The sequence below is a fragment of the Reyranella sp. CPCC 100927 genome (assembly GCF_007859315.1).
Lineage (GTDB): Bacteria > Pseudomonadota > Alphaproteobacteria > Reyranellales > Reyranellaceae > Vineibacter.
Genome location: NZ_VOHA01000042.1, coordinates 1 through 25,808, shown reverse-complemented (window position 1 = coordinate 25,808; position 25,808 = coordinate 1). Strand labels below are relative to the sequence as shown.

The window sequence follows — 25,808 nt, the reverse complement described above, 5'->3', positions numbered from 1 at the left end:
CTCAGGCACCTGCCGCGAAGCCCGGCGGGAACGCGGCCGATGCGCCGGTCTCGGCATCGAAGGCCTCGGCGAGCCGGATGAGGTGTGCTTCCTCGTACCACGGCGCCACGACCTGGATGCCGATCGGCAGGCCTGCCGTGGAGCGGCCGAACGGGATCGAGATGGCCGGGTGGCCCGTCATGTTGAACGGGATCGTGTAGGTGTACCAGGCGGCACGCAGGTCACCGAGCGGCTTGCCGTCGACGACCAGCGGCGCGAACTGATCCTGGGATGCCAGCGGCGCCGGCGTCGCCACAACAGGCGTCAGCAGAAGATCGGCATCGGCGAACAGGCGCTGCACCGACCTGTAGGCCGTGGTGCGGTCGGCCAAGGCGCGACGCAGCATCACCGCGTCGACCGCATCGCCTTCGTCCAAGGTCCGGGCGAAGGACGGATCGAGATCGTCGCGCCGGTTCTTCCGGATGTCGGCGTAGCGTTCGATCTGGTTGGCGCGCAGGATGATGCGGGCCACGTCGAGCTTCCAATCGACGTCGCGGCCGTCCATCTCCTTGATGGATGCACCGTTCTTGTCGAGGAAGGCGAGCGCCGCGTCGAGACGGGTCTCGGTGTCGGGATCGAGATAGCCGCCGGTCATGCGGCGGATCACGGTGATGCGCTTGCCGGCGATCGGATGCCCGCCCGATTCCCCGGGCCAGGCGAAGGGCGTGCGACCGATGGCAGCCGTCCACGGATCGTCGCGATGGCCGCGCGACATCGATGCCAGGCCGGCGCCGAGGTCGGTCGGATGGCGCGCCATCACGCCGAGATAGGTGAGCTGGCCGAACTGGTCGGGCGCAACCTCGTGCGGCACACGGCCGAGCGTGGCCTTGAGGCCGTAGATGCCGCAGCAGGCGGCCGGAATGCGCCCCGAGCCGGCGCCGTCGGTCGACATGGCGATGGGGCCCAGCCCCAGGGCGACGGCAACCGCCGCGCCGCCGCTCGATCCGCCCGACGTGTGCGCGCGGTTCCACGGGTTGCGCGTGACGCCGTGCAGGCGGCTGTCGGTCAGCACCTTGTGGCCGAACTCGGGAGTCGTGGTCTTGGCAAACAGCACGGCATCGGCGGCACGCCACTGGCCGATCGCGTCGGCGTCGACCGCCGGCACATTGTCCTTCATGGTGAGCGAGGCGAAGGCCGTCCGCAGGCCCTTGGTCAGGATCAGGTCCTTGGCCGAGACCGGCACGGCCGCCAGCGCACCGAAGCCGGCACCGCGCCGGCGCCTGGCATCGAGCGCATCGGCCGCGGCGCGCGCACCCTCGGCATCCAGCGTTGCGATCGGATTGAAAGGCTCGGCCCTCTCCACGCGCGCCAGGACACCCTCGATGAGGTCGCGCGCGGAGACTGTGCCCGACGTGAAGGCCTCGACATGCTGGGCGACGGTGCGGCCGGCGAAATCCCTGGCGGACATGGTTCTTCTTTCAGGTTGAGACGAAGACGGTGAGCGTGTCGGAAGGCACGACGACGCGCACCGTGTTTCCTTCGCACAGTTCCGCAGCATGCGGGGCGCCCGCCATCATCAGCGCCGTGAGCGACCCCAGCGGCGTGGCGAGCATCGCCTTCACCGTGGGGCCCAGGCGGTGCAGTGCATCGATGCGCGCATCGAGCGCGAGCCCGCCCGCACCATCGCCGGCGATGGCGACGGCTTCCGGCCGACAGCTGATCTGGCAGGCAGCACCGGCCGCCGCTTGTCCGACGATGGCCGACGGTGGCAGGTCCAGGCGATGGTGGCCGAGGTCGACCGATACCGAGGCGCCGTTCACCGTCGCGATGCGGCCTTCCAGCATGTTGATGTCGCCCACGAAGCGCGCGACGAACGGCGACGCCGGCCGGCGATAGATGTCGCCCGGGCTGCCGACCTGGCGCACACGACCGCCCTCCATGACGACAATCGAGTCGGACAGCAAGGTCGCTTCTTCCTGATCGTGCGTGACGAAGACGAAGGTGGTCGCGAGCTGGCGCTGGATCGCCTTCAGCTCGACCTGCAGCTGGCGGCGCAGCTGCAGGTCGAGCGCGGAGAGCGGCTCGTCGAGCAGCAGGATCGCGGGCTCCAACGCCAGCGACCGCGCCAACGCCACGCGCTGCTTCTGGCCGCCGGAGAGCTGGCCGATGCGGCGGCGCTCGAAGCCCGCCAAGCCAACCAGGCCGAGGAAACGCGAGACTTTGGCGGCAATCTCGGCCGCCGGCGCACCCCGCACCTTGAGACCGTAGGCAACGTTCCCGAAGACATCGAGGTGAGGAAAGAGGGCCAGGTTCTGGAAGACCATACCGATCGGCCGGCGCCGCGGCGCCACGCCCTGCATCGGTGCGCCATCGATCGCGATGGTGCCGCGGCTGGCGTCGAGGAAGCCCGCGATCAGGCGCAGCAACGTCGTCTTGCCACAGCCCGAGGGGCCGAGCAGGGTCACGAAACTGCCGCCCTCGATCACGAGGTCGACGCCATCAAGGACCGTCGTGGTGCCGAAGTCCTTGCCGACACCTACGACCGTGATCGTGCCTCGCGTCACTTCTGGACACCGGACATCAGTTTCTCGGCGAGGTCGACGCGCGCCTCGTTGTGGTCGACGACGGTGCTCCAGTCCGGCGCATAGAGACGCTTCACGATCTCGTCGTAGGGCCGGCCCAGCGTCTTCTGCAGCTCTTCCGGCAGCTTGACCTTGGAATTCATCGGCAACCAGCCATCGAGCAGCGCGGCGCGCAGCTGCGGTTCGGCGCCGGCGATGTAGTTCAGCCAGAGCAGCGCCTTGTCCTGGTGCTTGGCACCCTTCGGCACCACCACGACATAGGGCAACATCAGGGCCCCTTCCTGGGGTATCACGACGTCGACGTTGGCGGCGCCCTGCCGGCGCAGCGCCCAGACCCGCGAGGCATAGAAGGGAACGGCGGCGACCTCGCGCCGCGTCAGCAGCGTGTTCATGTGGGCGAGCGACGTATAAGTGGCCAGCACGTTGGGCGCGATGCGCTCCAGCAGCTTGAAGCCAGGGTCGATATCCTTCTCGCTGCCGCCCATGGCCTTGGCCATGATCACTGCGTCGTAGGGCGCGAGATAGACCGGGCGCGTCAGGGAGAGCTTGCCCTTCCACTTGGCGTCGGCCAGCCCCTGCCACGAGGCGAAGTCCTCCGCCCTGGCCATCTCGGTGTTGTAGGCGATGCCGTAGTAGGTGAAGTAGACCGGCAGGCCGACATGGCGGCCTGCCTTGTCCCGGGTGAGGTACTTCGGATCGACATCGCCAATGCCCGGCAGCTGCTTGTCGTCGAAGGACTCGATCAGACCGGCTTTGGACAGCGCAATCGCCTCGAAATAGGTGACCAGCGCCAGATTGTACTGGCTCGCCGCCGCCGGAGAACGCAGGCCACCGGCCGGATTCGGCACTTCCACCATCTTGATGGTGACGCCGCCGCCCTGCGGCGCAAACTGCTTGATGAAGGCCTCGCGCCAGGTGTTGGCGCCACCGCCGCCCCACACTGCCATGGTCAGTTCCTGCGCCGCCGCACTTGCGGTGACGCACATCACGGCGGCAGTGCATGCCAACGCCTTCAACCGGCTTATCATCGTCTTCCCCTTCGCAACCCCTGTGGTTCCAAATTTAGGTTGGCCTGGAGACGACAGAAAAATTCATTCGCTCCCGGTGATCATTCCAAAAGGTTATGAACCAGTCGACGCGCGGCAAAGGCATTGCCGACAGCGCGACGGCATATCCGGCAACGACAGTCGTGGGTGTCGCGGGGCCGGCGTCGTCACAGATCGGCGCTCCCGACAAAGAGCGAACCATCCGGCTCGCGGCCGCCCCGAGGCAACGTACCGTAGCGCCGGACGTTCTCGGTCCATCCACGTCCCTTGTGAGCGGGTGGTCCACCCGCAGGAGCAGTTCATGGCCGACAAGCACATCAGCCTCGATGACGCGCGCGAACAGAGCCAGGTCCTGGCCGACTCACTCGACGTCCTGATGGCCAGGCCGGCCGACGGCGAAGCGAACCTGCTGCTGGGGCTCGAGATCGTGACGAAAGTCAGCATTCACACCATGATGCTGAAAGGCTGGTCTCAGCACGATGCAGTCGTCTCGCTGGCCGCCATCATCGCGCAAGTCCTGATCGAGGGTGGTCCGGGCGGCGAGGCGCTGGCCGCGCATATCCGTCACTTGGCAGGCCATTATGGCGTCTCGCCTCCGACGCACCCAGGGATGGAAACCCCACCGTCGGACAATGCCCTGATCATGCCCGATGGTGTTGCCGTTGAGATCGCGCAGCATGTTGCGGAAGCCCTGGATCGGCTCTATCCGCAGACCGACGCTGTCGAGGCACGCTACGGCGCAACCAAGCACGTTCTTGACCAGGTCCTGGCAACGATGATGGTGCGCAACGTTCCCGATCCGGACGCCGTGCAAACGGTCCTCGCCGCAATCATGGAAACGCTCGTCTCAGGACTGGGTGCCGCCGGCGCCGCCGCTCATTTGCGCCAGATGGCCGCCGCTATCGAAGAAAACGCACCCACGGCTCCCGTGCACTAGCGGCCGGGGCGTCCATGGGCGGGCTGTCGGCGCGCCGCGTCGGAAAGCCGGTAGCCGCTCCTTCAGGTGGCCACCGCGACGGGAGCGTCCTGGATCAGCGTGTGACCGGTGTAACTGCGCGTGTGCGGCGCCGGCAGGTCGCGACCCTCCTCCACGGCCTTCATCAGGGCCTGCTTGCGCGCCATCAGCATCTCACCGAGCTGATCCACATCGAGCCCGGCTTTTCTTGCCTGGGCAAACAAGCCCTCGGCACGCCTTTCCTCTTCCTTCACGTGGTGCTTGATCATCTCCGACAGCACCTTGACCTTGGCATCGAAGAACTCGGCGTCTGGATCGCTCTGCAGCAGTTCGGCGATCAGCACCTTGGCACCGTCGTGCTCGACATACGCCTCATCCAGCACATCCTCGTCCTCGATCTGCCCCTTGCAGCACGGATAGAAGATCTCTTCCTCGATCATGGTGTGGATGGCGAGCTCGGTGCAGATTTTCCGGACAAGCGCCTGTTTGCGATCTCCCCGCGCCTTCCCGGCCTTCTCGAACAAGTCTTCCACATGACGGTGATCAGCCTTGAGCAGAGCAATGGCGTCGGCTGATTTCCTGGTCGGCATGGGTGGCCCTCCGTGGCGGCGCGTAGAAGAACTGGCGCCGGACAAACGGCGCCAACGCGTGGCGGTTCCGGATCAAGCCGCCTTCCGGGCGGATTTCCGGCGCGGGACTTTTTTCGCCCTTCTTGCGGGCTTCCGACAGGCCGATGGCGATCGCCGCCGCCGTGACGGGAGCACCCGCCCGAGGGCAACCCCGGCTTCCAGATTGACGTTGGGACAACGGATCTCCAGCCGAGGTGACAGCCATGCCCAAAACCCACCAGCAGCCCGCCGGCACGGCAGCGGCGCACAGGCGCCTGCAGGGCAAGGCCCGGAAGGCCAACGCGGCGCACGAGAGCACCGGCGGGCACAAACCCATGCAGGCCGGCGCCACACGCTATCCCGAACCGCCCTTCCCCGCGCAGCATCAGGCTAAACCCGGGACGGAATCGCAGATCGTGCCGGCGCCGCGATACCAGGCACCCGCCTACAAGGGATCGGAGAAACTGGCCGGCAAGGTCGCCCTGGTGACCGGCGGCGACTCCGGCATCGGACGTGCCGTTGCCGTGCTGTTCGCGCGCGAGGGTGCCGACGTCTGTATCGTCTACCTCGACGAACACGGCGACGCCGCGACCACCAAGGCCGCCGTCGAGGCGGAGAGCCGGCAGTGCATGGTGATCCCCGGCGACGTCACCGACCCGGCCTTCTGCCGCAGAGCCGTCGCCGACACGATCGCCGCGTTCGGCCATCTCGACGTGCTGGTCAACAACGCGGCGTTCCAGCAGCACGTCGCGCGGATCGAGGATCTCAGCGAGGAGCAATTCGACCGCACCCTGAAGACCAACCTCTACGGCTACTTCCACATGGCCAAGGCAGCGACTCCCCACCTCGGCAAGGGCGGATCGATCATCAACACCGGGTCGGTCACCGGGCTGGACGGCAGCAAGCAGCTCCTGGACTATTCGATGACGAAGGGCGGCATCCATGCCTTCACGCGCGCGCTGTCGGCGCAACTCGTGGACCGTGGCATCCGCGTCAACGCTATCGCCCCGGGGCCGGTGTGGACGCCGCTGAACGCGGCGGACAAGGAGGCCGAAAAGGTCGCCCATTTCGGCGAGGACACGGCGATGGGCCGGGCCGCCCAGCCGGAAGAGATCGCGCCGGCCTTCGTGTTCTTCGCGGCACCGTCATGCTCAAGCTATATCACCGGCGAGATCCTGCCGATCGTTGGCGGCTATTGAGGGCCGGCATGGTGGCGTATCGGGCCGATTGCGCGACACCAGAGGGCCAGGGGCATCGAGAGTGATCTGCGTTGAAACGCCCCCGGCTGCGGGGGCGTTTCAACCATCGAACCGTCTACAGGCGATAGTAGTCGTCGATGCGGCGGCCCCAATCCGGGGTCCAGTCGAAAGCCGCGTCCTTCGAATACGGCGCGCCCTCGAGACGCTGCTTGTCGAGGTCGACCACGAACCCGCCCTTGGACTCGTCGTACGTCAACTTGTGCCAGGGCAGCGGGTGGTAGCTCTCGCCGATGCCGAGGAAACCGCCGAACGACATGACGGCGTAGCAGACCTTGCCGCTCGACTTGTCGATCATGACGTGATCGACCGAGCCCAGCTTGTCTCCGACCAGATTGTAGACGTTCGTCCCTTCCACCTTGTCGGCGGCGATGATGTTGCCGGATGTGCTATGCGCCTTGCGGTCGAGGTCCGCGTTCTTGGTTGCCATGGAAGCCCTCCTTGTGTGACGGCAGAGCCCTAACGGCATCCCGACGCGCAAGTTCCGCCGTGCGCACAGAACTGAAGCCGGCCTGCGCCAGGACCGTCCGAACGGCGGCAACGCTTTCACCGGGAGCCAACGTCGCGTCGAGTCTTCGCGCCCGTGAGCCAACGCAGATGCATGATGAACGCAGCAAGGCTCAAGCTGCGGTCCGTCGCTACCGCGTGGCCTTTGCCCGTTCGATCGCCTCTTCGATCATCTTCTTGGCGTGGGCGGCATCACGCCATCCCTGGAGCTTGACCCACTTGCCGGGCTCCAGGTCCTTGTAATGCTCGAAGAAGTGGGCGACCTGGTCGAGCGTGATCTGCGGCAGGTCGGTGTAGTTGTTGACGTGGCCATAACGCTTGGTGAGGTGCGTCGAGGGTACCGCGATCACCTTCTCGTCCTGGCCCGCGTTGTCCTCCATGATCAGCACGCCGATCGGACGCACGTTGATCACGCAGCCGGGGATCAGCTCGCGCGTGTTGCAGACCAGGACGTCGATCGGGTCACCGTCGCCCGAGAGGGTGTGCGGAACGAAGCCGTAGTTGCCCGGATAGCGCATCGAGGTGTGCAGGAAGCGGTCGACGATCAGCGTGCCGGCGTTCTTGTCCATCTCATACTTGATGGGCTCACCGCCGATCGGCACCTCGATGATGACGTTGACATCTTCCGGTGGATTCGTGCCCGTGGCGATAGCTTCGATGCGCATCTTGATTGTCTACCTTTCACGTTGGAGCTTGTTTTCAGTTGCAATCGTCACGAACCGGACATCGCCTTCTTCCATTGCAGGATGAAATCGCGATAGTTCCGGTTGTTCATGTAGCCGGTCAGCTCAGGCCCGATGGCGATCGGCCGTTCGCTGGCGCCCAGCAGCTGCTTCAGTTTCTTCGCCGTGGCCGTGCCATCGACATCCTCGCGCACGGCATAGAGGCGGGAGGCGTTGGCGATGACGGCCTGTCCCCGCCTGGACAGCATATAGTCGATCCAGAGCTTTGCCGCATTGGGATGCCGGGCCTTGCCGTTGGCCACCAGGACCCGCGACATGACGAGCGTGTAGTCGCGCGGAAAGACGTATCCGAGCGTCGGATTGGCCTGCGCTTGCTGCGCCGTATACGCTCCCAGCAGATTGTACCCGATCACCGTCCTGCCCGCGATCAGCTTGCGCACCATGGCACCGGTCGTGAGGTCCAGTTGAGGCTCCGTCCGGCCCAGCGCCCTGGCGATAGTCCAGAATTCCGGCGAAATTGTTGCATCGCGGGTCGCCAGGAAGAAGCCAAGGCCCGATTTCTCAATGTTGTAGCCCGACACCTTGCCCCTGAAACGGGCCGGGTCCGCCGTCAGCAGCCGGGCGAAATCAGCATGCGTCTGCGGCATATCCTGGTCGGTCAGCGCCGCTTTGTTATAGGCGAAGACGACAGGCTCGTAGGTCGTGGCGAAGGCCTCGTCTTTCCAGTGGGCCCAGCCCGGAAGGCCGGCCTTTTCCGGCGAAACGTAGGCCATCGCATAGCCGTCGCTCACGAGGGCCGCCTGCTGATCCATCGCCGAGCTCCACAGGATGTCGGCAGTCTCGGTGCCCAGTTTCGATTCGGCCACGAAGCGATGATAGAGCTCGGTCGCGTTGATGTCCTCGTACGTCACCTCGATCCGAGGGTACATGGCCTGAAAATCCGCGACCAGCGGGGCGGCAATATCGGCGTCCGTATTCGAATAGACCACCAGGCGGCCCTCGTCCTCGGCCGCCCGCACGATCGTACCGTACGCGGCTGGATAGCCGGCCGGCGGCGCCGCGCGCGGGGCGTAGGAGATCGCATCGTCGTCGGCTGTCTGCGCGCGCACGGACGCACCGGCGACCGGGACGGCACCAACAGCGATGAGATGCTTCAGGAAATCCCGCCTGCCCCGTGTCCGCATGGCCGATCATCCTTCCACGGGCACCAGAAGCAAGGGAATCCGGGCCTGGCGCACCATATCGTGCACGACCGAACCGAACAGCAGACCGACCAGCAGGCCGTCGCCGCGCGAGCCCATCAGGACCAGGTCGGCGGCGCTCGATCTGGCCTGCTCGAGAACGATGTCGGCAACATCGTCGCCTTCCTTGATGGCGACCTCGCCGATGGGACGGGCGGGCTTCTCGCTGGCGCGGACGGCATAGAACGCAGCGATCTGCGCTTCGATATGGGCCTTGGCCCGCGCGATGCGGTCATCGTGATACTGGTCCAGCGCTTCCTGCGGCACATGGGAGTCGATCTCAACCAGCGATTTCTCGCGATGATCGGGAATGACCCTCAGCACCTGCAGGCTGGCGCCCAGGCGATTGGCCAGGTCGATGGCATAGGCCAGCACCTGCTCGCTGCCGTCGCCGAGGTCGGCGGCATAGAGAATGTTGCGGATGCTGTTGCTCATGGCATTGCCCTCAAGACGGACTGCCGAAGATGGGAACGACGCCGGTGACGATGGTGGCCAGCAGCATCACCACGGCCGACGTCATCGCCCATAGCAGCGTGAAACGCTGGTGGTCGCCGAACTCGACCTTCGCCAGGCCGACCAGCAGATAGGTCGAGGCCACCAGGGGACTGAGCAAATGCACCTGCTGGCCGACCAGGGACGCGCGCGCGATCTGTGCCGGGTCGAAGCCATAGACGGCGGCCGTCTTGGCCAGGATCGGCAGGATACCGAAGTAGAAAGCGTCGTTGGAGATGAAGAAGGTGAACGGGATGCTCAACACCGCCGTCACGATCCCCATGTACGGGCCCATCCAGCTCGGCACCGCCGCGATCACGCTCTCGGCGATCGCGTCCACCATCTTGGTGCCCGACAGGATGCCCACGAAGATCCCGGCGGCGAAGATCAGGGCGACGACCGGCAGCACGTTCTCGGCGTGCGCCGTCGTTCGCTCCTTCTGCGCCTGCAAACCCGGATAATTGACCGTGATGGCGATCGCAAAGGCGATCATGAACAGCACGGGCAGCGGCATGATGGCGGCCACCAGCGCCGCCAACAGCGCCAAAGTCAGCAGAAAGTTGAACCACAGCAGGTGCGGGCGCAGCAGGGAACGGTCGTGCGCCGCTGCCTCCCCTGCGCCATCGGTCAGGGTATCGAGCTGGATGATGCCCAGCCGGCGCCGTTCGCGCATGCCCAGCAGGTAGGCGACGAACAGGACCCACACCGCGGTGATGACCATGGACGGGATCAGCGGCACGAACACCTGGCCGACGTCGAGACCCAGCGCGCTGGTGGCGCGCGCCGTGGGACCGCCCCAGGGCAGCAGATTCATGTTGTGCGAGGACATCATGACGACGCAGGCGAACACCAGCTTGTTGATGCCCAGCCGGTCGTACAGCGGCAGCATCGCGGCGGCGGTCACCATGTAGGTCGTCGAGCCGTCGCCGTCGAGACCGACGGTCATCGCCAATGCCGCGGTGCCCACGACGATCTTCATCGGATCGCCGCCGACAAGCCGCAGGATGAACTTCACGACGGGATCGAACAAACCGGCATCGATCATGATGCCGAAGTAGAGGATGGCGAACATCAGCATGACGCCGGTCGGCGCCAGCTTGCTGACACCCGTGAGCATCATGGGACCCAGGTCTTTGCCGAAGCCTCCAATCAGACCGAAGACGATCGGTATGACAATGAGCGCGACGACGGCCGGCAGGCGCTTCGTCATGATCAGCGCCATGAAGACGATGATCATCAGATAGGCCAGAACGGTCAGCATGCTCACGCCTCCCCAAGCCTTCTCTTCGCGCCTGCGCCTCCAGCGTGAAGGACGGGAGCGGTCAAAAACTATGCGCCAAAAACCGGGACGGGTCGATCTTGGGCCTCAGCCCCATGGTTGCACGGTGCGATTGCCTCCCCACCGGGCAGGCAATCGCATATGACACCCACCTCACCCTAAGGAGCTGTCGCATTCACGCTGTCATTGCGAGCGAAGCGAGCCCTGGGAGCGCGGGCGTCCCGCCCGCATCAAGGCGAAAGCTTTGCTTTCGCCCGACATGAGCGGGCGGGACGCCCGCGCTCCCAGGAATGATCGTGTTTCTCGCGGTTCAATCGCAGCGACAATGTGTGAAGCCGACAGCCCTGAGGAGCGAGCGCAGCGAGTGCCTCGAAGGGCGGGCTACCGCACGACAGTGCGACAACAGCTGGAACGAATCGGCGCGACTGTCGCCCATCCTTCGAGACGCCGGCTGCGCCGGCTCCTCAGGATGAGGTTGTGCGGGCCGTATGCGATCGCCCTGCCGCCTTACGGCGTGGTTGTCAGGCATGCACGGCGTAGACGTCACCGGAGTTGGCGTCGTGCGGCAACGCGCAGAGCCAGCGCGCCATGGCCTCGTCGTCGATCCAGTCGTCGTGAACCAGGACCTGGCTCTCGCCCAGGGCCGCGTTGAAGCGATGGAACCCCAGCGCCACGCACCGCCGCAGGCAGGCCAGCGCCACGTGGCGCTGGATGGTCGTGAACTCGAAGGACAGCGCCGGCACCGGGCGGGACAACCCGTCGAGCACCGCATCCTCCAGCCCCTCGACGTCGATCTTGATGAAGGCAGGCGTACCATGCTGCGCAATCAGCGCATCGAGCGTGGTGAGAGTCACCTCCACGGTGCGCGTCCAGCGCTCACGCTCCCAGCCCGGGCTGCCCTCGGCGGCGGCGATGAAGCCGGCCGATCCCGTGGCCACGGTCGGGTTGGCGAGATTGAGGTGCAATGCCAGCGTGCCGATGCGCGCGCCGACCGCGGCCTCGAGGATCGTGACCCCGTCGTCGCGGCCATAGAGCAGGCGAAGCACGCGCACCAGCGAGGGTTGCGGCTCCAGGGCGACAACCCGGCAGCCCAGCCGGCGGAAGCACCGGATGCGATCGCCAACATGGCTGCCGATGTCGAAAACCAGATCGCCCGGCCGCACGAAGCGCGCATAAAGCCTGCCCATGCGGCGATGGCGCGCCGGATCACCATGATAGACCCAGAGCGAACGGCCGATCGCGGCGGCCTGCTTCAGGGCCGTCAGCATGAGCGCTCAGGCTCCATCCGTGGCATCGGCCGTGCCGAGCAGCGTCCACGCGGCGGGCGGCGCCACTTCCTCGGGGATGGTGGCAAGTCCCAGCCGCCGCAGGACCGCGCCGACCTCGGGCCGCGCGCTCAGCATCGCAAAGGGAATGGCGAGCACCAACGGCGCGAAGAACGGGATCCCATAACCCAGCGCACCGGGCGCCATGATGGCGAACCACGCCAGCAGCCCGAGGCCGGCGAGCGTCTGGACCCACAGGCGCTGCGCCGCCGCACCCAGCGTCACGCGATGATCCTCGCGCACCGGCGCCGTCCAGCCGATGGCCCGGCCGACTGCCAGGCCGCCGAGGAACACGGTGTGCGCCACGGCCATGATCGGCGCCAGGATCACGAAGAACAGCGTTTCCAGCACCGCGCTGGCGAGAAAGCGCAGCGCGCCGCCAAAGCCCGCCGCGGCACCGGGGCGCACCAGGATGTCGAGGATGCTCGCGATCTTGGGTGCGAACGTCATGCCCATCGCCAGGAAGAACAGCAGCAGGCCGGTCTCCGGCCGGAATACCGGGCCTGGCGTCTCGATCAGCAGGCCGCGGAACGTCGCCAGCGCCACGAGCAACATCCACGCCGGTGATCCGATGAACATCAGGATCGCCAGCGCGAGCTGGCAGCGGCTGACCGCGCGCAGGCCCGGCAGGGTGAGCAGCCGCCAGTACTGCATGTTGCCCTGGCACCAGCGCAGGTCGCGGCGGATGAACTCCAGCAGGGTCGGCGGATTCTCTTCCCATGACCCGTCTTCGTCCGGCAGAACGCGAACGTCATAGCCGGCCCGTCGCATCAGGACCGCTTCGACCTGGTCGTGACTCAGGATGTGGCCGGACAGCGGACCATCACCGGGCAGTACCGGCAGGACGCAGTGGTCGATGAACGGCTTCAGGCGAATGATGGCGTTGTGGCCCCAATAGGGTCCGCAATCGCCCTGCCAGAAGGCGCTGCCCAGCGTATAGGACCGCATGCCCAGGCGCATGCCGAACTGGAAGACGCGGGCGAACGGGCTGAGACTTGGCCGACCGACGACCAGGCTCTGTACGATCCCCAGCCGCGGGTTGGCCGAGATCACCCGGATCAGCCGCAAGATCGCTGCCGGGCTCATGACGCTGTCGGCATCGAGGACCAGCGCGAACGTGAACCCGGTGCCCCAACGCTCGCAGAAGTCGCGGATGTTGCCCGCCTTGAAGCCCGGGTTGGTCGACCGGCGGCGATACGTGATCGGCAGCGTTGCGCCGAACCGCGCTTCGAGTTCGGTCGCCATCTCGGCCTCGGCCGCCGCGATGTCGGGCCGGTCGGTATCGCTCAGCAGGAAAACATGCAGGTGCGGGGCGGCGCCGGACGCGATCAGGCCGGCGATCATCTCGACGAGGTTGCGGCGCAGGCGCGCGGCTTCTTCGTTGCGCGTGCAGACTAGGATGGCGGTGTGCCCCGTGATCGCCGCATCCCGTCGATCGTGTCCTGCCCACGATGCCACCCTGGCCAGGGGATCGCCGGTGAAGCGCATCAGCGCGAACCCGATCACCGCGTTCCAGAAGCCGATGACCGACCACGGCAGGGTCACGGCAAAGCACGCCAGCATCAGCCCATCGACGATGTCGAGGCCGCCGGCGCCCAACGTGTAGGCCATCAGGCCCAGCATGGCCGCCACGCTGGCGGTGACCAGCAGGGCGAAAACGATGCGGCGCCAGGCCATCTTCTGTGGCATATCGACCGGGTCGCAGTGCGGCTGAATCACAGGACCGGTCATTGCGATATCATGGTGATGGGCGCCCGTTGCTCGTTCTCGATCGTCGAAGAGGCTAGCCTTGGCAGCAGCGTCGAAGCAATGGACCGAGCGCCGGAACACGGCGCTGTGACCCGCGCGCTGTGGTATGTCGCACCCGGGCAGGCGGTCCTGCGCGACGAAGCGCCAGCCGCGCCCGGCCCGGGCGAGGTGCTGGTCCAGACGCGCTATTCGGCACTGAGCCGCGGCACCGAGAGCCTCGTCTTCCGGGGCGTCGTGCCCACGTCCGAGCACGACCGCATGCGCGCGCCGTTCCAGGCCGGTGCCTTTCCGTTTCCGGTGAAGTACGGTTATGCCGCTGTCGGCACCGTCACAGCCGGCCCCGGCGACCTGCTGGGCCGCGCGGTCTTCGCGCTCCACCCCCATCAGAGCGCCTTCGTCGTGCCGGTCGACGCCGTGGTCGCGCTGCCTGCGGACGTGCCGCCGCGCCGCGCGGTGCTCGCCGCCAACATGGAAACCGCGCTGAACGCGCTCTGGGATGCCGCTGTCCTGCCGGGCAGCCGTGTCGCGGTGATCGGCGCCGGCACGGTCGGCGCCCTGGTCGCCTGGCTGGCAGGCCATGTCGCGGGCGCGCAGGTCACCCTGGTCGACATCCGCCCGGAACGCGCGGCGCTTGCCGCCGCCCTGGGTGTCGGCTTCGCGGCACCGGACGCGGCACCAGCCGAGTGCGATCTGGTGTTTCATGCCAGCGCCACGCCCGAAGGCCTGGCGACGGCATTGGCCGCCGCCGGCGATGAAACCACCATCGTCGAGTTGAGCTGGTACGGCGATCGCGCGGCCAGTGTTTCCCTCGGCGGTGCTTTCCACAGCCGAAGGCTGCGCCTGGTGGCAAGCCAGGTCGGCCGCGTGGCACCCGCGATGCGGGCACGCTGGCCGCATCGGCGCCGTCTCTCGGCGGCACTGGCGCTGCTGAGGGATCCGCGACTGGACGTGCTGCTCGAACCGGACGTGCCGTTCGAGGACCTGCCCGCCGCCTTGCCGTCACTGCTGGGACCGGATGGCGCTGCGCTGTGCCAGGTCGTGGCCTATTCCTGAACGCATCAGTATCGAGGAGTGCCGTCATGTTCGCCGTCGAAGTTCGCGACCACATCATGGTGGCACACAGTTTCCGGGGTGAGATCTTCGGCCCGGCCCAGCGCATGCACGGCGCCACCTTCGTGGTCGACGCGGCCTTCCTGACCCGCGATCTCGATGCCGCGGGACTGGTGGTCGATATCGGTCGCGCCATCACGGTCCTGCGCGAGGTACTGGAGCCGTTGAACTATCGCAATCTCGACGAGATGCCGGATTTCGCCGGCAAGAACACCACCACCGAGTTCCTCGCCCGCTACATCCATGACCGCATCGCCGACGGCGCCCGCGCCGGCAAGCTCGGTCGGCCGGCGTCGGAGATCGATATCCTGCGCGTCACCCTGTCGGAGTCGCACGTCGCGCGCGGGTGGTACGAGGCGCCGCTTGGCTGAGCGGCGCGCGATCTTCGCCATCCCCGGCGATATCGATACGCCGACCGGCGGCTATGCCTACGATCGGCGCATCATGGACGAATTGCGCCAGCTCGGCTGGGACATGCGGCACGTGGCGCTGAGCGGCCAGTTTCCCCTGCCCGACCCGGCGATCCTGGCCGCGACCTATCGCACGCTGGCAGAGATGCCCGCGGGAATCCCCATCATCGTCGACGGCCTGGCGCTGGGCGCCCTGCCCGATATCGGCCGCCATCTCGGTGCCGCGCGGCCTCTGGTGGCGCTGGTGCATCATCCGCTGGCACTCGAGTCCGGCATCACGCCGGCCCGCGCCGACACCCTTCGTGCCAGTGAGCGCGCGGCCCTGGCGGCCGCCAGGCGCGTGATCGTGACCAGCCGCGCCACGGCCGCGGTACTGACGGCCGACTACGGTGTTCCGCAGGGGCACATCACCATCGCGCCGCCGGGCACCGATCCAACGCCGCCTCGCGCGCGGGCCGTACCGACGTCTCCCCGGCGAGGAGAGGTCAGACTGCTGAGCGTCGGCACATTGGTGCCGCGCAAAGGGCATGATCTGCTGATCGCGGCGCTGGCGATGTTGCAGGATCTGCCGTGGCGGCTCGACATCGTTGGCGACGCAACGCGCGATCCGTCGACCGCGGCCGCCCTGCACCACCAGATCACCGACGCCGGCCTCGGTGACCGCATCACGCTCGTCGGCGCCGTGCCGCCCAGCGCAATGCAACAGCACTATCGTGCCGCCGACCTGTTCGTCCTCGCCTCGCGCTACGAGGGCTACGGCATGGTCTATGCCGAGGCGATCGCGCAGGGCCTGCCGGTGATCGGCACCACGGCCGGTGCGATTGCCGAGGCGGCTCCCGAGAGTGCTGCTCTGCTCGTACCGCCCGAGGACATTCCGGCGCTGGCCGCCGCCCTGCGCCGGCTGCTGAGCGATGCCGCCGCGCGCGATCGCCTGGCCGAGGCGGCGCGGCAGGCAGCCTCCCGCCTGCCGCGATGGCCGGACGCGGCCGCCGCGTTCGCCACCGCACTCGTGGCAGCACAGGCATGAGCGCGTTCGCCGCCGTGTGGCTCGACCTGCGCGAGCCGGCCGACCGGCGCGCCCGCAATGCCGACCTGATGGCGGCGGTCGCGCGCCACTTCAGGGATCGCACGCAGATCGCCGTCACCGACCTCGGCTGCGGCACCGGCGCCACGCTGCGCGTCCTCGCCCCGCATCTGCCGGCGCGGCAGCACTGGCGCCTGGTCGATCGCGATCCGGACCTGCTGGCCGCGATCGAACAGCGCTGTGACGGCCGGCTGCCGGTGACACAGGCGATCGCCTGGCAGGCGCACCCCGCCGATGTGCAGAGCGATCTCGAAGTCGTGATGGCGCTGCCGGCGGATCTGGTGACCCTATCGGCCTTCCTGGACCTGACGTCGAGCGCATGGCTCGAGCGCATGGCCACGGCCGCCGATGTCCACCGGCGACCGATCTATGCGACGCTGACCTACGATGGCCGCATCGCCTGGGAGCCGGCCGACCCGTTCGACTCGCAGGTCTGGCGTGCCTTCAATGCCCACCAGGAACGCGACAAGGGCTTTGGTGGCGCGCTCGGGCCGCTGGCCGCGGCCCGGCTGATCGAATGCCTGGCAGCGCATGACTTCACTGTCCATCATGCGACGGCCGACTGGATGCTGGGCGGCCATGAGGCCGGCCTGCAGGCGGAACTGGTGAAGGGCTGGCACCAGGCGGCGTCCGAACAGGATGTGCTCGACCGGCATGACCTCGACCGCTGGCGGGAGCGACGGCTTGAGGCGGTTCAAGCCGGGCGCGCGCGCATCACCGTCGGGCATGTCGACATCTGGGCCCTGCCTACCCGTTGACGCCTGCACCGAGATCAACATCGAACAGCACATCCTGACCCAATCGCCAGATGCGCATGGCGGGACGCAAGGCCTGGTCCAACCGGTCAATAGCCGGCAGGGACAGACCGGTCGGACCGGCGCCAATAATCAACGGCGCCATGAGGATATGCAGTCGATGCAGACAACCCGCGGCCAGGAACCGCGAGAGCGTGAACGCACCCCCTTCGACCAGCACGCGACGCAGGCCGATTGCGGCCAGCGCCTGCACGATCGCTGCCGGCGCCAACGCACCGGCTGCATCAGCCTCGATGCTGAGCCTTTCGACATCGCCAGGCAGGTCGATGGTCGTGCCCGGTCGCGTCACGACGACGCGGCGGCAGCCGTCGGCGGTCAGGAGCCTGGCGCTGCGCGGCAGACGGCCGTGCGGATCGATGACGACCCGCGCCGGGCTGGGGCCGGCAATCTGCCGCACCGTCAGTTGCGGATCGTCGGCGGTCACCGTACCGATACCGACGATCACCCCGTCAACGAGCGCGCGCAAGCGGTGCAGATGGACGATGGCCGCGGGACCGTTGATGTAGTGGGAGTGGCCGCTTGGGGTGGCGATGCGACCGTCGAGCGACTGGCCGATCTGGCCGATCACCAGGGACGGCGCGGGGGCAACCAGCGGCGCAAAGACCGATTGCCAGGGTTCAGCGATCACCAGGCCGGCGCCACCGCGCGCGGCGCGGACATACCACCAATCGGTGTCGGAGAGCGTTTCCAGGTGAGCGGGGGAATTTTCGGCGTTCACGGAAGGTTCACTCATGGACTGACATTACGCGACACCTCACGTACACAATACCCTTGTGGGAGGGATTCGTTGTGGGATCGTACGAACATCGAGATTTGACCGGCGTACCCGCACCCATGATGCCGTTGCTTGCCAATGCCCCGCTTGCGCCGACCCAGCGCGCCATCGGCGCGTTTGTCGCCGGTCTTCCTGTTCTCATTGCCGATGAGGAAAACGCTGGAACGCTGGTCCTGCCGGTCGAGGGCCTGACTGCGGAGCGCCTGGCGGCGCTCGCCGCCTGTGGCGATGCGCCGATCGACCTGTTCGTCTCCGGCACGCGCGCCGCCGCGCTCGGTACGGATGGCATCGCGACCGGAGTCGTGCGCCTGCCTCCCGCGATTGACTGCGAGGAGGTCGTGGCGCTTGCCAGCGCCGCCGACCGCGATGCCGCGGTCGCGCCGGGCGGGCGTGTCGCCGCCGCCGCCATCGAACTCGCCAAGCTCGCGCGCCTGCTGCCCGCGGCGCTGGCGATCCGCGGGCGCGTCGTGGCGCGTCCGGCGCCGGCGGACGCCGTGCCGCACGTCACCGCTTCCGAGGTGCTGGCATTCCGCGCCGGCCTTGCGGGCTCGCTGCGCCGCGTGTCGAGCGCGCGGGTACCCCTGGCCGATGCCGGCGACTCGCAGTTCAACGTGTTCCGCGACGCGCTCGGACAGTTCTGGACCGCCGTGGTGATCGGTGCGTTGGATCGCAGCCGGCCGGTCCCGGTGCGGCTGCACTCGGCCTGCCTGACGGGCGACGCCTTCGGATCGCAACGCTGCGATTGCGGCGACCAGCTGCGCATGGCGATTGCCATGATCGCGGCGTGCGGCGGCGGCGTGCTGCTCTATCTCGACCAGGAAGGCTGCGGCATTGGCCTCGCCAACAAGATGCGGGCCTATGCGCTGCAGGACCGCGGCCTCGACACCATCGACGCCAACACCGTGCTCGGTTTCGATCGCGACGAGCGGCGCTATGACATCGCCGCGCGCATGCTGCGCCTGCTCGACATCGAGGACGTCGCCCTGCTCACCAACAACCCGACGAAGATGGCCGGCTTGCGCGAGGCTGGCGTCTCGATTGCCGAGCGCATCGCGCTGGTGGCGCCCGTGAACAACAGCAACCGGGATTATCTGCGCGCCAAGCAGCAGCGCGCCGGCCATTTGATCGACAGCACCGGCGACGAGGTGTCCGATGCCTAGCCAAACCGTCGCCCGCTACACGCCGGTGGCGCGGCTGCTGCACTGGACCACGGCCGTCCTGGTGCTGGCGACGATTCCGATGGGCTTCGTCCTGCTCGACCTGCCGCCGGGCCGGCTGCAGAACACCCTGTTCGACGTGCATCGCTCGATCGGCGTGCTGCTGTTCGTGCTGGTCGCCGTCCGTCTCGCCTGGCGCCTGACGCATCCGCCGCCGCCCCTGCCCGCCGGGGTGCCCGCCTGGCAGCACCTGGCATCGGCGGCCGTGCACCACCTGCTCTACGCCATCCTGCTGATCCAACCGATCATCGGCTGGTGGGGCACGTCGGCCTTCGGGGCGCCGATCAACGTCTTCTGGCTGTTCGAACTGCCGGCGCTGGTCGGCAAGGACGAGCCGACAGCCAAGCAGATCCTGGCCTGGCACGGCATCATCGGCATCACCCTCTCGGTGGCCATAGCGATCCATATCGGCGCCGCGCTGTTCCACCATTTCGTGCGCCGCGACGGTGTGCTGCGCCGCATGCTGTGACTACGGCGCGCGTCTCGCGTCGAGTGGTCCCGTCTTCAGATTCGCCAGCGGATAACGCGACACTTCGTCCAGCAGCACCGCGAGCCGGGCCGCAACATGCTCGACGATCGCCTGGCCGGCCGCGGCGCTGGCCAGGCGTGCGTCGCCGCAGGCGCCCTGCGGATGCAGATCCTGCGTCGCCCAGCCCATCGCGACCTTGCCGTGGAACCGCAACTCGCGATGATGTTGGTCGTGCGCGGCCGACGCCGGCGGGAACACATCGATGCGCGCCGTGCGCACGGTGGTGGGCTGCAAATGCAGCAGGATCGAGGTCTCGTGCGCGCCGGCGTGAATACCGTGCCGACGTTCCTCTTCGGGAAAGAGCCCTGCAGGCTCGCCAAAGGCAAAGGTGTTGGCGACAACGGCCAGCATGCCCAGACGCATCCGCAGATCGAGTGCCACGATGTCGCAAATCTGCGGCTGGCCGCCGTGCGAATTGACGATCACCAGCTTGCGCAGCCCGGCGCGGTGCACCGACTGCCCGATCTCGAACCAGACCCGCGACAGTGTTTCCGCGCCCAGCGTCAGCGTGCCGGGAAACGCCGTGTGCTCATCGCTGCGTCCCACCGGAAAGGCCGGCAGGACGAGAAGCGGCGTATCGGTGGCGGTCTGCGCCAGGGCCCGGTCAAGGATGCCGCGGTTGATCACCGCATCGGTGGACAGCGGCAGATGCGGGCCGTGCTGCTCGATCGCCGCCACCGGCAGAACTGTCACGCTGCGCTCGACGTCGAGGTGCGCAAAGTCCTGCCAGGTCAGGTCTTCCCAACGGCGGACGTTGTCAGGCATGCGACGCTCCGGGACATCTGTTGCATGGGCCACCATACGCCGGCGCAACAGAGCGCTGCTACAGATAACGCCGCAATGTCGGCAACGCCTGCTCCACGCAGGCACGGCCTTCGGCAATCGCCTCCGGGGCGCGGTGGAATTCCATCAAACCGATGCTGCGCAGCCGCGGCACCAGCATGACATGCGGCGGTTCACCCGCCAGGCGCGTGCGCGTGATGTGATCCTGCATGATGTTGATGGACGCCGTGAGCACGTCGAAGTAGCCCGGCGCCGGCTGACCCTCCGCGGGTGCCTGGGCCGGCGACTCGGTTGCCTTGCGTGCCAGCGGCAGCGGCAACCGGCTCAGCAGCCGACGGACCACCTCGCCGGAAACCCGCGTCGACTCGGTGGCGGCCGGCGGCTCGGGCTCGGAAAAGCGTCGCCCCAGCAGGTCGCCGTTGAGATTGACCGCAATGATCACGTCGGCACCCAGCGCGCGGCAGACCGATACCGGGACGGGATTGGAGATGCCGCCATCCACCAGCCACCGGTCGTCGACCCGTACCGGGCTGAAGATCCCGGGCAACGCGATGGAGGCCCTGACGGCGTCGTGTATCGGCCCCGTTTGCAGCCACACCTCGCGTCCGGTCGCCAGTTCCGTGGCGACCGCCGCATAGCGGGCAGTATAGCTTTCGATGGGCTCGCTGATACCCAGGTTGCGCAGGAAGGTGACGATCAGCCTGCCGCTGATCAGGCCGCCACCCGACAACCGGACATCCGTCAGCCGGGCGATCTGGCGCCACGTCGCGGCCTCGGCCCATTGCCGCAACGCACTCAACCGGCCGGCGACGTAGGCGGCGCCGATCAGCGCGCCCATCGACGTCCCGCAGACGATGTCAGGCTCGATCCCGGCCTCCGTCAACGCATCGATGACGCCGATATGCGACCAGCCACGGGCGGAACCGCTGCCCAAGGCGAGCCCGACGCGAGGGCGTTGACCATCCTCAGAGACTACCCGAACGGGCGCACTGTACAGCCGCCGCTGCCGGCTCAGAAAGATCCTCATCACGAACGACAGGCCGATTGGATGGAGCGCTGGTGGCACGCTGTGCGCTCTACGCCGAAGCGATGGCACGCTGGCCCAAGATCAGCCCGCGATGAGGCCCTACCTTCACTGCATTTGACGCTTGCATAACAGGTGAGCGATGACGATCCGGCGGCTGATCGCGGACAGGAAAACATTCAACTCGACGCTGGATCTGGCGCGCGATGGCCTGGCGGCCAGGCTGCGGCTGAGCCTCGACATAGCGCTCATTCCCTACGATCCCGCCAACCCCTCCAGTGCAAACGGCTACCTGGCGCCGTCCGCGGGCGAAAGGTTCCGTCGTGTCGGCTCGGTCAACTTCGACGAGACCGACAAGTCCGGCGACAACACCTTTCCGGCACAGAGCTGGACGACCGACGGTTTCGCGACTTTCTGCCGGAACTTCAAACAAACGGTCGAACGCGGCTGGAACAACCAGATCATCCTGCTGCCACCCGAAGGCGACGGTGATGGCGAGATGACCGACGCCGATTTTCGCCAGTTCATCGCGGGCCGTACGCTGCCGGCGCATCTGGTCTGTTCGCTGGAAGTGAACCTTGTGCGCTGGGCCGCCAACGGTGCCCGGGTCAGGGTGGCCAAGCTGCTCGCCGTTTCTGATCAGAACTACAAGGCTTTTCCCCCGATTGTACATCACGGGCTAATTGACGACCGTTCCCTGCGGTCGATGACCAACCAGCACAAAAGCGGCGTGCAGTTCACCCAGGCTCCCGCCGTTCATGAAGTTGGCCATTGGCTAGGCCACAGCCCGCTGTCGCCCGACGGCGTCTTCCAGCACGTCGATTTCGCGGCGGCGAAGGCCCTGGGCCTGCCCCGAAACAGCGAGGAAGAGTATGGTCTCACGGTGAGGCGTGCGCGATCGATCATGGGCATGGGCCTGGTGGCCACGGAATATGACGCCGCTCCATGGATGACCCGCGCGCGCCGCCACACCGGCGCCCTGTACGGCTGGCGCTACGTGCATCGCATCCAGTTCGACAGCGGCTCGGTGCCGGTGTCAGCCCGCCAGAAGCGCCTGCTGGGCGGGCAACCCTGAGTTCGGCGCACGGCGGTTGCCGCCAGTCGCCATGGCGATGCCTCTGCGTCCCGACTCTTCCGGCTCAGCCGAGGACGCACTCAACCCGGACGATCGCAGCCTGCCCAACGCTGTTTCTGTATTTGCGATTTTTCATGATAAAGATGAAATTTATAAATTATTTGACTTATCCTAAATTCAGTGGTCCCATGAACACGCTTGAGATGCCGTAGCGATCGGTCGACCCGGCGTGATGAGGAGTCGACGCTCGCAGTTCCGCGTCGCGTGACCGCGATCGATCCGCCAACGGGCGGTGTCGCCTCCGGATGCTTTCGTCCCCTGCGAGGTTTGACCCATCATGAACTCTTCTGACTGGATGCATCCCGCACCCGGCGCATTACCGGAAAACCCACCGGAGCGGTCGGGACACCGCAACCGCCGGCACGTCCTGAAGGCGGGCTTGGTGACGGGCGCCGCACTGTGGTCCGGGGCCGTGCGCGCCCAGGGCAACGCCCCGGACATGGTGCTCCATGGCGGCACGGTTCACAGCGGCGGGACCACCCATCGCGTGCATGAAGCGGTGGCCATCCGCGATGGGCGCGTCATGGCTGTCGGCGACAATCGACGGCTGCTGGATATGGCCGGCTCCGCAACGCGGCGTGTCGATCTTGCCGGGAAGGCCGTCATCCCGGGGTTCATCGATGCGCATCCGCACATGGACGGCGTCGGCGCCAAGTTGCTGGCGTTCAACTGGGGCGAGATCCGCTCGGTCGCCGATGTCCTGGGCGTCGTTACGCGCGAGGTGTCGCGACTGGAGCGCGGCGCGTGGCTGGTGCTGCCGCCCTTCATCGGGCCACCCCGATTTTACGGCTATCCCGACGCGCTGGCCGAGAAGCGGTGGCCGAACCGCGCCGACCTCGATCGCGTGGCGCCCGACAACCCCGTCTATATCGAACCGCACTACCTCGCAGCCCCCGGCGTCGCGATCGCCAACAGTGCGGCGCTGCGCGGCGGTCAACTTCCGCCGGCCGGACAGGATCCCGACGGCACGATCACGGTGCGGGATGAACGCGGCGAGCCGACCGGCGTGTTCATGGACTACAACTACCCTCGGCTCGTTCCCTTGCGGGGCTGGCCGCGCCGCACGCCGTTCTTTCCCCGGATTCCGTCGCCGCCGGCCGGCGAACTCAAGGAGCAGGCCGTCCGCACCGGCATGGGTGCTTTCGCGCGCGCCGGCATTACGGGCATCTATGAAGGTCACGGCATGGAGGACAGCACGATCGCCGTCCTCCAAAAGCTTCGAACCACGGGAGAGCTGACGCTGAGGGCTTATTGCCCCCTCGCCTTCCCGTTCAGCGCCTATGGCGACTCCCAGGCAGCCGACAACGTGATCGAGCGCGCGCGCCGGACGGCGGGTGGAAACGGCCTTGGCGATGACCTGCTGACCCTCGGCGGACTGGGCTTCTCATTCGACTCCGCCGCCGGCGCGGGGGCTGCGTTGATGGTCGAGCCCTACCGTCGGCCACAGGGCGGCATGTGGCGCGGCGCGCAGCTGACGTCGGACGCGAATCTCCGCCGCGCGCTCGTGACGGCCGCGGCAGCGGGGTTGCGTCTGCAGGTCCAGTGCTCGGGACGGGCGGCGATCGAAACGACGCTCGGCATCTTCGAAAGCATCCACCAGCAAAGCAGTATCCGCGACCGGCGCTTCGCGATCGAGCACTGCCAGTTCCCGACCCGCGACCAGATGCGGCGAGCCCATGCCATGGGCGTGGTGCCGACGACGGCCAGCACGTTCCTGTGGGTCTACGGGCAGACCTATCTCGCGGCCTTCGGACCGGACCTCAGCGCGGAAGCGATCCCGTTCCGGTCCTGGTTCGACAGCGGCCTACCGATCGCCAACTCCACCGACGGCGAGCCGTACGATCCCTATCTCGCCTTCTGGATCATGCTCGCCCGCAAGGAAGGCTTCGGCGGCCGCACGCTCGGCACCGCCGAGCAGGTGACGCGCGAACAGGCGCTGCGTGCCTATACCCTGAACGGGGCGATCGCGTCGTTCCGGGAGACCGTCACCGGCTCGCTCGAGCCCGGCAAGCATGCCGATCTCGTCGTGCTGTCGCAGGACATCATGACGGTGGAGCAGGACCGGATCCCCGACACGCGGGCGCTGGCCACGTTGCTCGCCGGACGCCCTGTTCACGATACCGGTGTGTTCGGATGAACCAAGGAGAGGAACGCAGATGAGAAGGACGATCCTGGCACTCTCGACAGCCATCGGGATGGCGACGCTGTCCGCCACGGTCCACGCCCAGCAACCGGCAACGGCAGAAAACGGCTACTCGATCTTTGCCGGCACCATCGCCGACATGACCCATACCGAGTACGCCGACGCCATCAAACGGGGCGCGGTCGCGCTGTGGGGCCTGGGCGTGATCGAGGCACATGGCCCTCACCTGCCGCTGGGAACCGACGTCTACGGCCCGTACCTGAACACGCGACTGGCGCGCGAGGCGTTGGAACGGCGCGACATCCCGGCCCTGGTGGTGCCAGTCTTCTATTGGGGCGTGAATCGGGTCACCAGCGCGTTCCCGGGCTCGATCGACGTCCGCCCCGAGATCATGATCGAGGTGATGGTCGATGTGTTCCGCAGCCTCAAGCGCGACGGCATTGGTGCCGTGTTCTGCGTCTCAGGTCACGGCGATGCAGCCCACAACCGTGCGATTTTCGAGGGCGTGAAGCGCGGTGCCGCGGCGGCAGGCATGCGCGTCTATTTCGTCACCAACCGCATGATGGCCGAGCGCATCGGCCTGCCCCTGGACGACCGGCATCTTGTGCTCACCGCCGATCCGCCGCCGCCCGCCACGCCACCGGCGACACGCCCGCAGCCCGACGTCCACGCCGGCGCCGGCGAAACCTCCAGCATGCTCGGCAACTTCCCGGCGGTCGTGCGCGCCGACGCGATCGCCGCGCTGCCGCCGACCAACCTGACACCCGAGCAACTGGCGACATGGCGCCGCGGCGGCGAGCATGCCCTGCAGGTCACGCCGCACGGCTATCTCGGCGCCCCGGCTGACGCGAACGCCGAGCGCGGCCGAACCGACGCAACGCGATCGGCGGGCGCGCTCGCCGACGCCATCGCGAAGACGGTGGCGAACCCGCGGTAGATATCCCGGGAGCCGCTCTCAACCGTTGGCCGGACCGCAAGCTCTTCCCTCCCCCAACGAACGTTGGGGGAGGTGCCCGAAGGAGTGCGACCGCAGCACATGGGTAACAGATTGTACTCAGCACATGGGTGACAGTTTTCTCGC

At 67.3% G+C, this 25,808-nt stretch carries 26 protein-coding genes; 11 read left to right on the top strand and 15 right to left on the bottom strand.

Going from position 1 to position 25,808, the window contains the following annotated elements:
* Nucleotide 1: 1 nt before the first annotated feature.
* Genes FQU96_RS41310 through FQU96_RS41300 form a run of 3 tightly spaced genes read right to left on the bottom strand, consistent with a single transcriptional unit; the run spans nucleotide 2 to nucleotide 3,589 of the window.
* The gene (locus FQU96_RS41310) at nucleotides 2-1,447 is read right to left on the bottom strand and encodes an amidase (protein WP_178131176.1); all 1,446 of its coding nucleotides are present in this window, start codon (nucleotides 1,445-1,447) and stop codon (nucleotides 2-4) included.
* 10 nt (nucleotides 1,448-1,457) lie between these two features.
* Nucleotides 1,458-2,543 (bottom strand): ABC transporter ATP-binding protein, encoded by a 1,086-nt coding sequence (locus FQU96_RS41305; protein WP_178131174.1) that lies wholly within the window; start codon nucleotides 2,541-2,543, stop codon nucleotides 1,458-1,460.
* Complete coding sequence (locus FQU96_RS41300) at nucleotides 2,540-3,589, bottom strand: extracellular solute-binding protein (protein WP_146547286.1); 1,050 nt, start codon at nucleotides 3,587-3,589, stop codon at nucleotides 2,540-2,542. Before FQU96_RS41300 ends, FQU96_RS41305 begins: the two co-directional genes overlap by 4 nt.
* 319 nt (nucleotides 3,590-3,908) lie before the next feature.
* Between FQU96_RS41300 and FQU96_RS41295 the strand changes: the two genes are divergently transcribed.
* On the top strand, nucleotides 3,909-4,544 hold the full coding sequence (locus FQU96_RS41295; RefSeq protein WP_146547285.1) for a hypothetical protein: 636 nt from the start codon (nucleotides 3,909-3,911) through the stop codon (nucleotides 4,542-4,544).
* Nucleotides 4,545-4,606: 62 nt separating this feature from the next.
* Here the strand turns inward: FQU96_RS41295 and FQU96_RS41290 are convergent, their stop codons facing one another.
* Nucleotides 4,607-5,197 (bottom strand): hemerythrin domain-containing protein, encoded by a 591-nt coding sequence (locus FQU96_RS41290; protein ID WP_255468873.1) that lies wholly within the window; start codon nucleotides 5,195-5,197, stop codon nucleotides 4,607-4,609.
* Nucleotides 5,106-5,396, bottom strand: coding sequence for a DUF6496 domain-containing protein (locus FQU96_RS43230; RefSeq protein ID WP_370461642.1), 291 nt, complete (start codon nucleotides 5,394-5,396; stop codon nucleotides 5,106-5,108). Before FQU96_RS43230 ends, FQU96_RS41290 begins: the two co-directional genes overlap by 92 nt.
* Between FQU96_RS43230 and FQU96_RS41285 the strand changes: the two genes are divergently transcribed.
* On the top strand, nucleotides 5,395-6,369 hold the full coding sequence (locus FQU96_RS41285; RefSeq protein WP_146547284.1) for an SDR family oxidoreductase: 975 nt from the start codon (nucleotides 5,395-5,397) through the stop codon (nucleotides 6,367-6,369). The two genes, FQU96_RS43230 and FQU96_RS41285, sit on opposite strands and share 2 nt — an antisense overlap.
* 115 nt (nucleotides 6,370-6,484) lie before the next feature.
* Here the strand turns inward: FQU96_RS41285 and FQU96_RS41280 are convergent, their stop codons facing one another.
* The 7 genes from FQU96_RS41280 to mdoH form a co-directional block, all read right to left on the bottom strand.
* Nucleotides 6,485-6,856: a PRC-barrel domain-containing protein gene (locus tag FQU96_RS41280; RefSeq protein WP_146547283.1), complete on the bottom strand. Its 372-nt coding sequence runs from the start codon at nucleotides 6,854-6,856 to the stop codon at nucleotides 6,485-6,487.
* Nucleotides 6,857-7,064: 208 nt separating this feature from the next.
* Nucleotides 7,065-7,598, bottom strand: coding sequence for an inorganic diphosphatase (ppa, locus tag FQU96_RS41275; protein ID WP_146547282.1), 534 nt, complete (start codon nucleotides 7,596-7,598; stop codon nucleotides 7,065-7,067).
* Between the two features lie 47 nt (nucleotides 7,599-7,645).
* Nucleotides 7,646-8,800: an ABC transporter substrate-binding protein gene (locus FQU96_RS41270; protein WP_146547281.1), complete on the bottom strand. Its 1,155-nt coding sequence runs from the start codon at nucleotides 8,798-8,800 to the stop codon at nucleotides 7,646-7,648.
* Between the two features lie 6 nt (nucleotides 8,801-8,806).
* Complete coding sequence (locus FQU96_RS41265) at nucleotides 8,807-9,292, bottom strand: universal stress protein (RefSeq protein WP_146547280.1); 486 nt, start codon at nucleotides 9,290-9,292, stop codon at nucleotides 8,807-8,809.
* A gap of 10 nt (nucleotides 9,293-9,302) precedes the next feature.
* A complete protein-coding gene (locus tag FQU96_RS41260; RefSeq protein WP_146547279.1) occupies nucleotides 9,303-10,610 on the bottom strand; it encodes a CitMHS family transporter in 1,308 nt (435 codons plus the stop codon).
* 539 nt (nucleotides 10,611-11,149) lie between these two features.
* Entirely contained in the window at nucleotides 11,150-11,896 is a 747-nt protein-coding gene (locus tag FQU96_RS41255) for an FkbM family methyltransferase (protein WP_146547278.1), read from the bottom strand.
* A gap of 6 nt (nucleotides 11,897-11,902) precedes the next feature.
* A complete protein-coding gene (gene mdoH / locus FQU96_RS41250; protein WP_218575079.1) occupies nucleotides 11,903-13,684 on the bottom strand; it encodes a glucans biosynthesis glucosyltransferase MdoH in 1,782 nt (593 codons plus the stop codon).
* Between the two features lie 105 nt (nucleotides 13,685-13,789).
* Between mdoH and FQU96_RS41245 the strand changes: the two genes are divergently transcribed.
* The 4 genes from FQU96_RS41245 to FQU96_RS41230 are packed head-to-tail and all read left to right on the top strand — an operon-like array spanning nucleotide 13,790 to nucleotide 17,064.
* Nucleotides 13,790-14,755 carry a zinc-binding alcohol dehydrogenase gene (locus FQU96_RS41245; protein WP_255468872.1) on the top strand — a complete coding sequence of 322 codons (966 nt, stop codon included), beginning with the start codon at nucleotides 13,790-13,792 and terminating at the stop codon, nucleotides 14,753-14,755.
* A gap of 26 nt (nucleotides 14,756-14,781) precedes the next feature.
* Nucleotides 14,782-15,183, top strand: a complete 402-nt coding sequence (locus tag FQU96_RS42985; RefSeq protein ID WP_146547276.1) for a 6-carboxytetrahydropterin synthase — start codon at nucleotides 14,782-14,784, stop codon at nucleotides 15,181-15,183.
* Entirely contained in the window at nucleotides 15,176-16,249 is a 1,074-nt protein-coding gene (locus tag FQU96_RS41235) for a glycosyltransferase family 4 protein (protein WP_255468871.1), read from the top strand. The genes FQU96_RS42985 and FQU96_RS41235 overlap by 8 nt, the downstream gene beginning before the upstream one ends.
* Nucleotides 16,246-17,064 (top strand): class I SAM-dependent methyltransferase, encoded by an 819-nt coding sequence (locus FQU96_RS41230; RefSeq protein WP_146547274.1) that lies wholly within the window; start codon nucleotides 16,246-16,248, stop codon nucleotides 17,062-17,064. The genes FQU96_RS41235 and FQU96_RS41230 overlap by 4 nt, the downstream gene beginning before the upstream one ends.
* On the opposite strand, the gene FQU96_RS41225 is transcribed toward FQU96_RS41230, so the two are convergent.
* Complete coding sequence (locus FQU96_RS41225; protein ID WP_146547273.1) at nucleotides 17,054-17,854, bottom strand: RibD family protein; 801 nt, start codon at nucleotides 17,852-17,854, stop codon at nucleotides 17,054-17,056. The genes FQU96_RS41230 and FQU96_RS41225 overlap by 11 nt on opposite strands.
* 101 nt (nucleotides 17,855-17,955) lie before the next feature.
* Between FQU96_RS41225 and FQU96_RS41220 the strand changes: the two genes are divergently transcribed.
* Together FQU96_RS41220 and FQU96_RS41215 are read left to right on the top strand one after the other, a co-directional pair.
* On the top strand, nucleotides 17,956-19,056 hold the full coding sequence (locus FQU96_RS41220) for a GTP cyclohydrolase II (RefSeq protein ID WP_146547272.1): 1,101 nt from the start codon (nucleotides 17,956-17,958) through the stop codon (nucleotides 19,054-19,056).
* A complete protein-coding gene (locus FQU96_RS41215) occupies nucleotides 19,049-19,582 on the top strand; it encodes a cytochrome b (RefSeq protein ID WP_146547271.1) in 534 nt (177 codons plus the stop codon). Before FQU96_RS41220 ends, FQU96_RS41215 begins: the two co-directional genes overlap by 8 nt.
* Here the strand turns inward: FQU96_RS41215 and FQU96_RS41210 are convergent, their stop codons facing one another.
* The gene (locus FQU96_RS41210; protein WP_255468870.1) at nucleotides 19,583-20,443 is read right to left on the bottom strand and encodes a creatininase family protein; all 861 of its coding nucleotides are present in this window, start codon (nucleotides 20,441-20,443) and stop codon (nucleotides 19,583-19,585) included.
* A gap of 22 nt (nucleotides 20,444-20,465) precedes the next feature.
* A complete protein-coding gene (locus FQU96_RS41205; protein WP_218575078.1) occupies nucleotides 20,466-21,359 on the bottom strand; it encodes a patatin-like phospholipase family protein in 894 nt (297 codons plus the stop codon).
* A gap of 232 nt (nucleotides 21,360-21,591) precedes the next feature.
* Between FQU96_RS41205 and FQU96_RS41200 the strand changes: the two genes are divergently transcribed.
* The 3 genes from FQU96_RS41200 (at nucleotide 21,592) to FQU96_RS41190 (ending at nucleotide 25,664) form a co-directional block, all read left to right on the top strand.
* Entirely contained in the window at nucleotides 21,592-22,524 is a 933-nt protein-coding gene (locus FQU96_RS41200; RefSeq protein ID WP_146547269.1) for a hypothetical protein, read from the top strand.
* A 337-nt stretch (nucleotides 22,525-22,861) separates the two neighbouring features.
* Nucleotides 22,862-24,721, top strand: a complete 1,860-nt coding sequence (locus tag FQU96_RS41195) for an amidohydrolase (RefSeq protein ID WP_146547268.1) — start codon at nucleotides 22,862-22,864, stop codon at nucleotides 24,719-24,721.
* Between the two features lie 19 nt (nucleotides 24,722-24,740).
* The gene (locus FQU96_RS41190; RefSeq protein ID WP_146547267.1) at nucleotides 24,741-25,664 is read left to right on the top strand and encodes a creatininase family protein; all 924 of its coding nucleotides are present in this window, start codon (nucleotides 24,741-24,743) and stop codon (nucleotides 25,662-25,664) included.
* Nucleotides 25,665-25,808 lie beyond the last annotated feature (144 nt).

Excerpts from the sequence above, each read along its gene's own strand:
- FQU96_RS41225 (WP_146547273.1), bottom strand. The coding sequence starts at position 17,854 with ATGAGTGAACCTTCCGTGAACGCCGAAAATTCCCCCGCTCACCTGGAA.
- FQU96_RS41295 (WP_146547285.1), top strand. The coding sequence starts at position 3,909 with ATGGCCGACAAGCACATCAGCCTCGATGACGCGCGCGAACAGAGCCAG.
- FQU96_RS41280 (WP_146547283.1), bottom strand. The coding sequence starts at position 6,856 with ATGGCAACCAAGAACGCGGACCTCGACCGCAAGGCGCATAGCACATCC.
- FQU96_RS42985 (WP_146547276.1), top strand. The coding sequence starts at position 14,782 with ATGTTCGCCGTCGAAGTTCGCGACCACATCATGGTGGCACACAGTTTC.
- FQU96_RS41210 (WP_255468870.1), bottom strand. The coding sequence starts at position 20,443 with ATGGTGGCCCATGCAACAGATGTCCCGGAGCGTCGCATGCCTGACAAC.
- FQU96_RS41300 (WP_146547286.1), bottom strand. The coding sequence starts at position 3,589 with ATGATAAGCCGGTTGAAGGCGTTGGCATGCACTGCCGCCGTGATGTGC.
- FQU96_RS41270 (WP_146547281.1), bottom strand. The coding sequence starts at position 8,800 with ATGCGGACACGGGGCAGGCGGGATTTCCTGAAGCATCTCATCGCTGTT.
- FQU96_RS41195 (WP_146547268.1), top strand. The coding sequence starts at position 22,862 with ATGAACTCTTCTGACTGGATGCATCCCGCACCCGGCGCATTACCGGAA.
- FQU96_RS41220 (WP_146547272.1), top strand. The coding sequence starts at position 17,956 with ATGATGCCGTTGCTTGCCAATGCCCCGCTTGCGCCGACCCAGCGCGCC.
- FQU96_RS41230 (WP_146547274.1), top strand. The coding sequence starts at position 16,246 with ATGAGCGCGTTCGCCGCCGTGTGGCTCGACCTGCGCGAGCCGGCCGAC.
- FQU96_RS41265 (WP_146547280.1), bottom strand. The coding sequence starts at position 9,292 with ATGAGCAACAGCATCCGCAACATTCTCTATGCCGCCGACCTCGGCGAC.
- FQU96_RS41255 (WP_146547278.1), bottom strand. The coding sequence starts at position 11,896 with ATGCTGACGGCCCTGAAGCAGGCCGCCGCGATCGGCCGTTCGCTCTGG.
- ppa (WP_146547282.1), bottom strand. The coding sequence starts at position 7,598 with ATGCGCATCGAAGCTATCGCCACGGGCACGAATCCACCGGAAGATGTC.
- FQU96_RS41310 (WP_178131176.1), bottom strand. The coding sequence starts at position 1,447 with ATGTCCGCCAGGGATTTCGCCGGCCGCACCGTCGCCCAGCATGTCGAG.
- FQU96_RS41200 (WP_146547269.1), top strand. The coding sequence starts at position 21,592 with ATGACGATCCGGCGGCTGATCGCGGACAGGAAAACATTCAACTCGACG.
- mdoH (WP_218575079.1), bottom strand. The coding sequence starts at position 13,684 with ATGACCGGTCCTGTGATTCAGCCGCACTGCGACCCGGTCGATATGCCA.
- FQU96_RS41260 (WP_146547279.1), bottom strand. The coding sequence starts at position 10,610 with ATGCTGACCGTTCTGGCCTATCTGATGATCATCGTCTTCATGGCGCTG.
- FQU96_RS41215 (WP_146547271.1), top strand. The coding sequence starts at position 19,049 with ATGCCTAGCCAAACCGTCGCCCGCTACACGCCGGTGGCGCGGCTGCTG.
- FQU96_RS43230 (WP_370461642.1), bottom strand. The coding sequence starts at position 5,396 with ATGGCTGTCACCTCGGCTGGAGATCCGTTGTCCCAACGTCAATCTGGA.
- FQU96_RS41285 (WP_146547284.1), top strand. The coding sequence starts at position 5,395 with ATGCCCAAAACCCACCAGCAGCCCGCCGGCACGGCAGCGGCGCACAGG.
- FQU96_RS41190 (WP_146547267.1), top strand. The coding sequence starts at position 24,741 with ATGAGAAGGACGATCCTGGCACTCTCGACAGCCATCGGGATGGCGACG.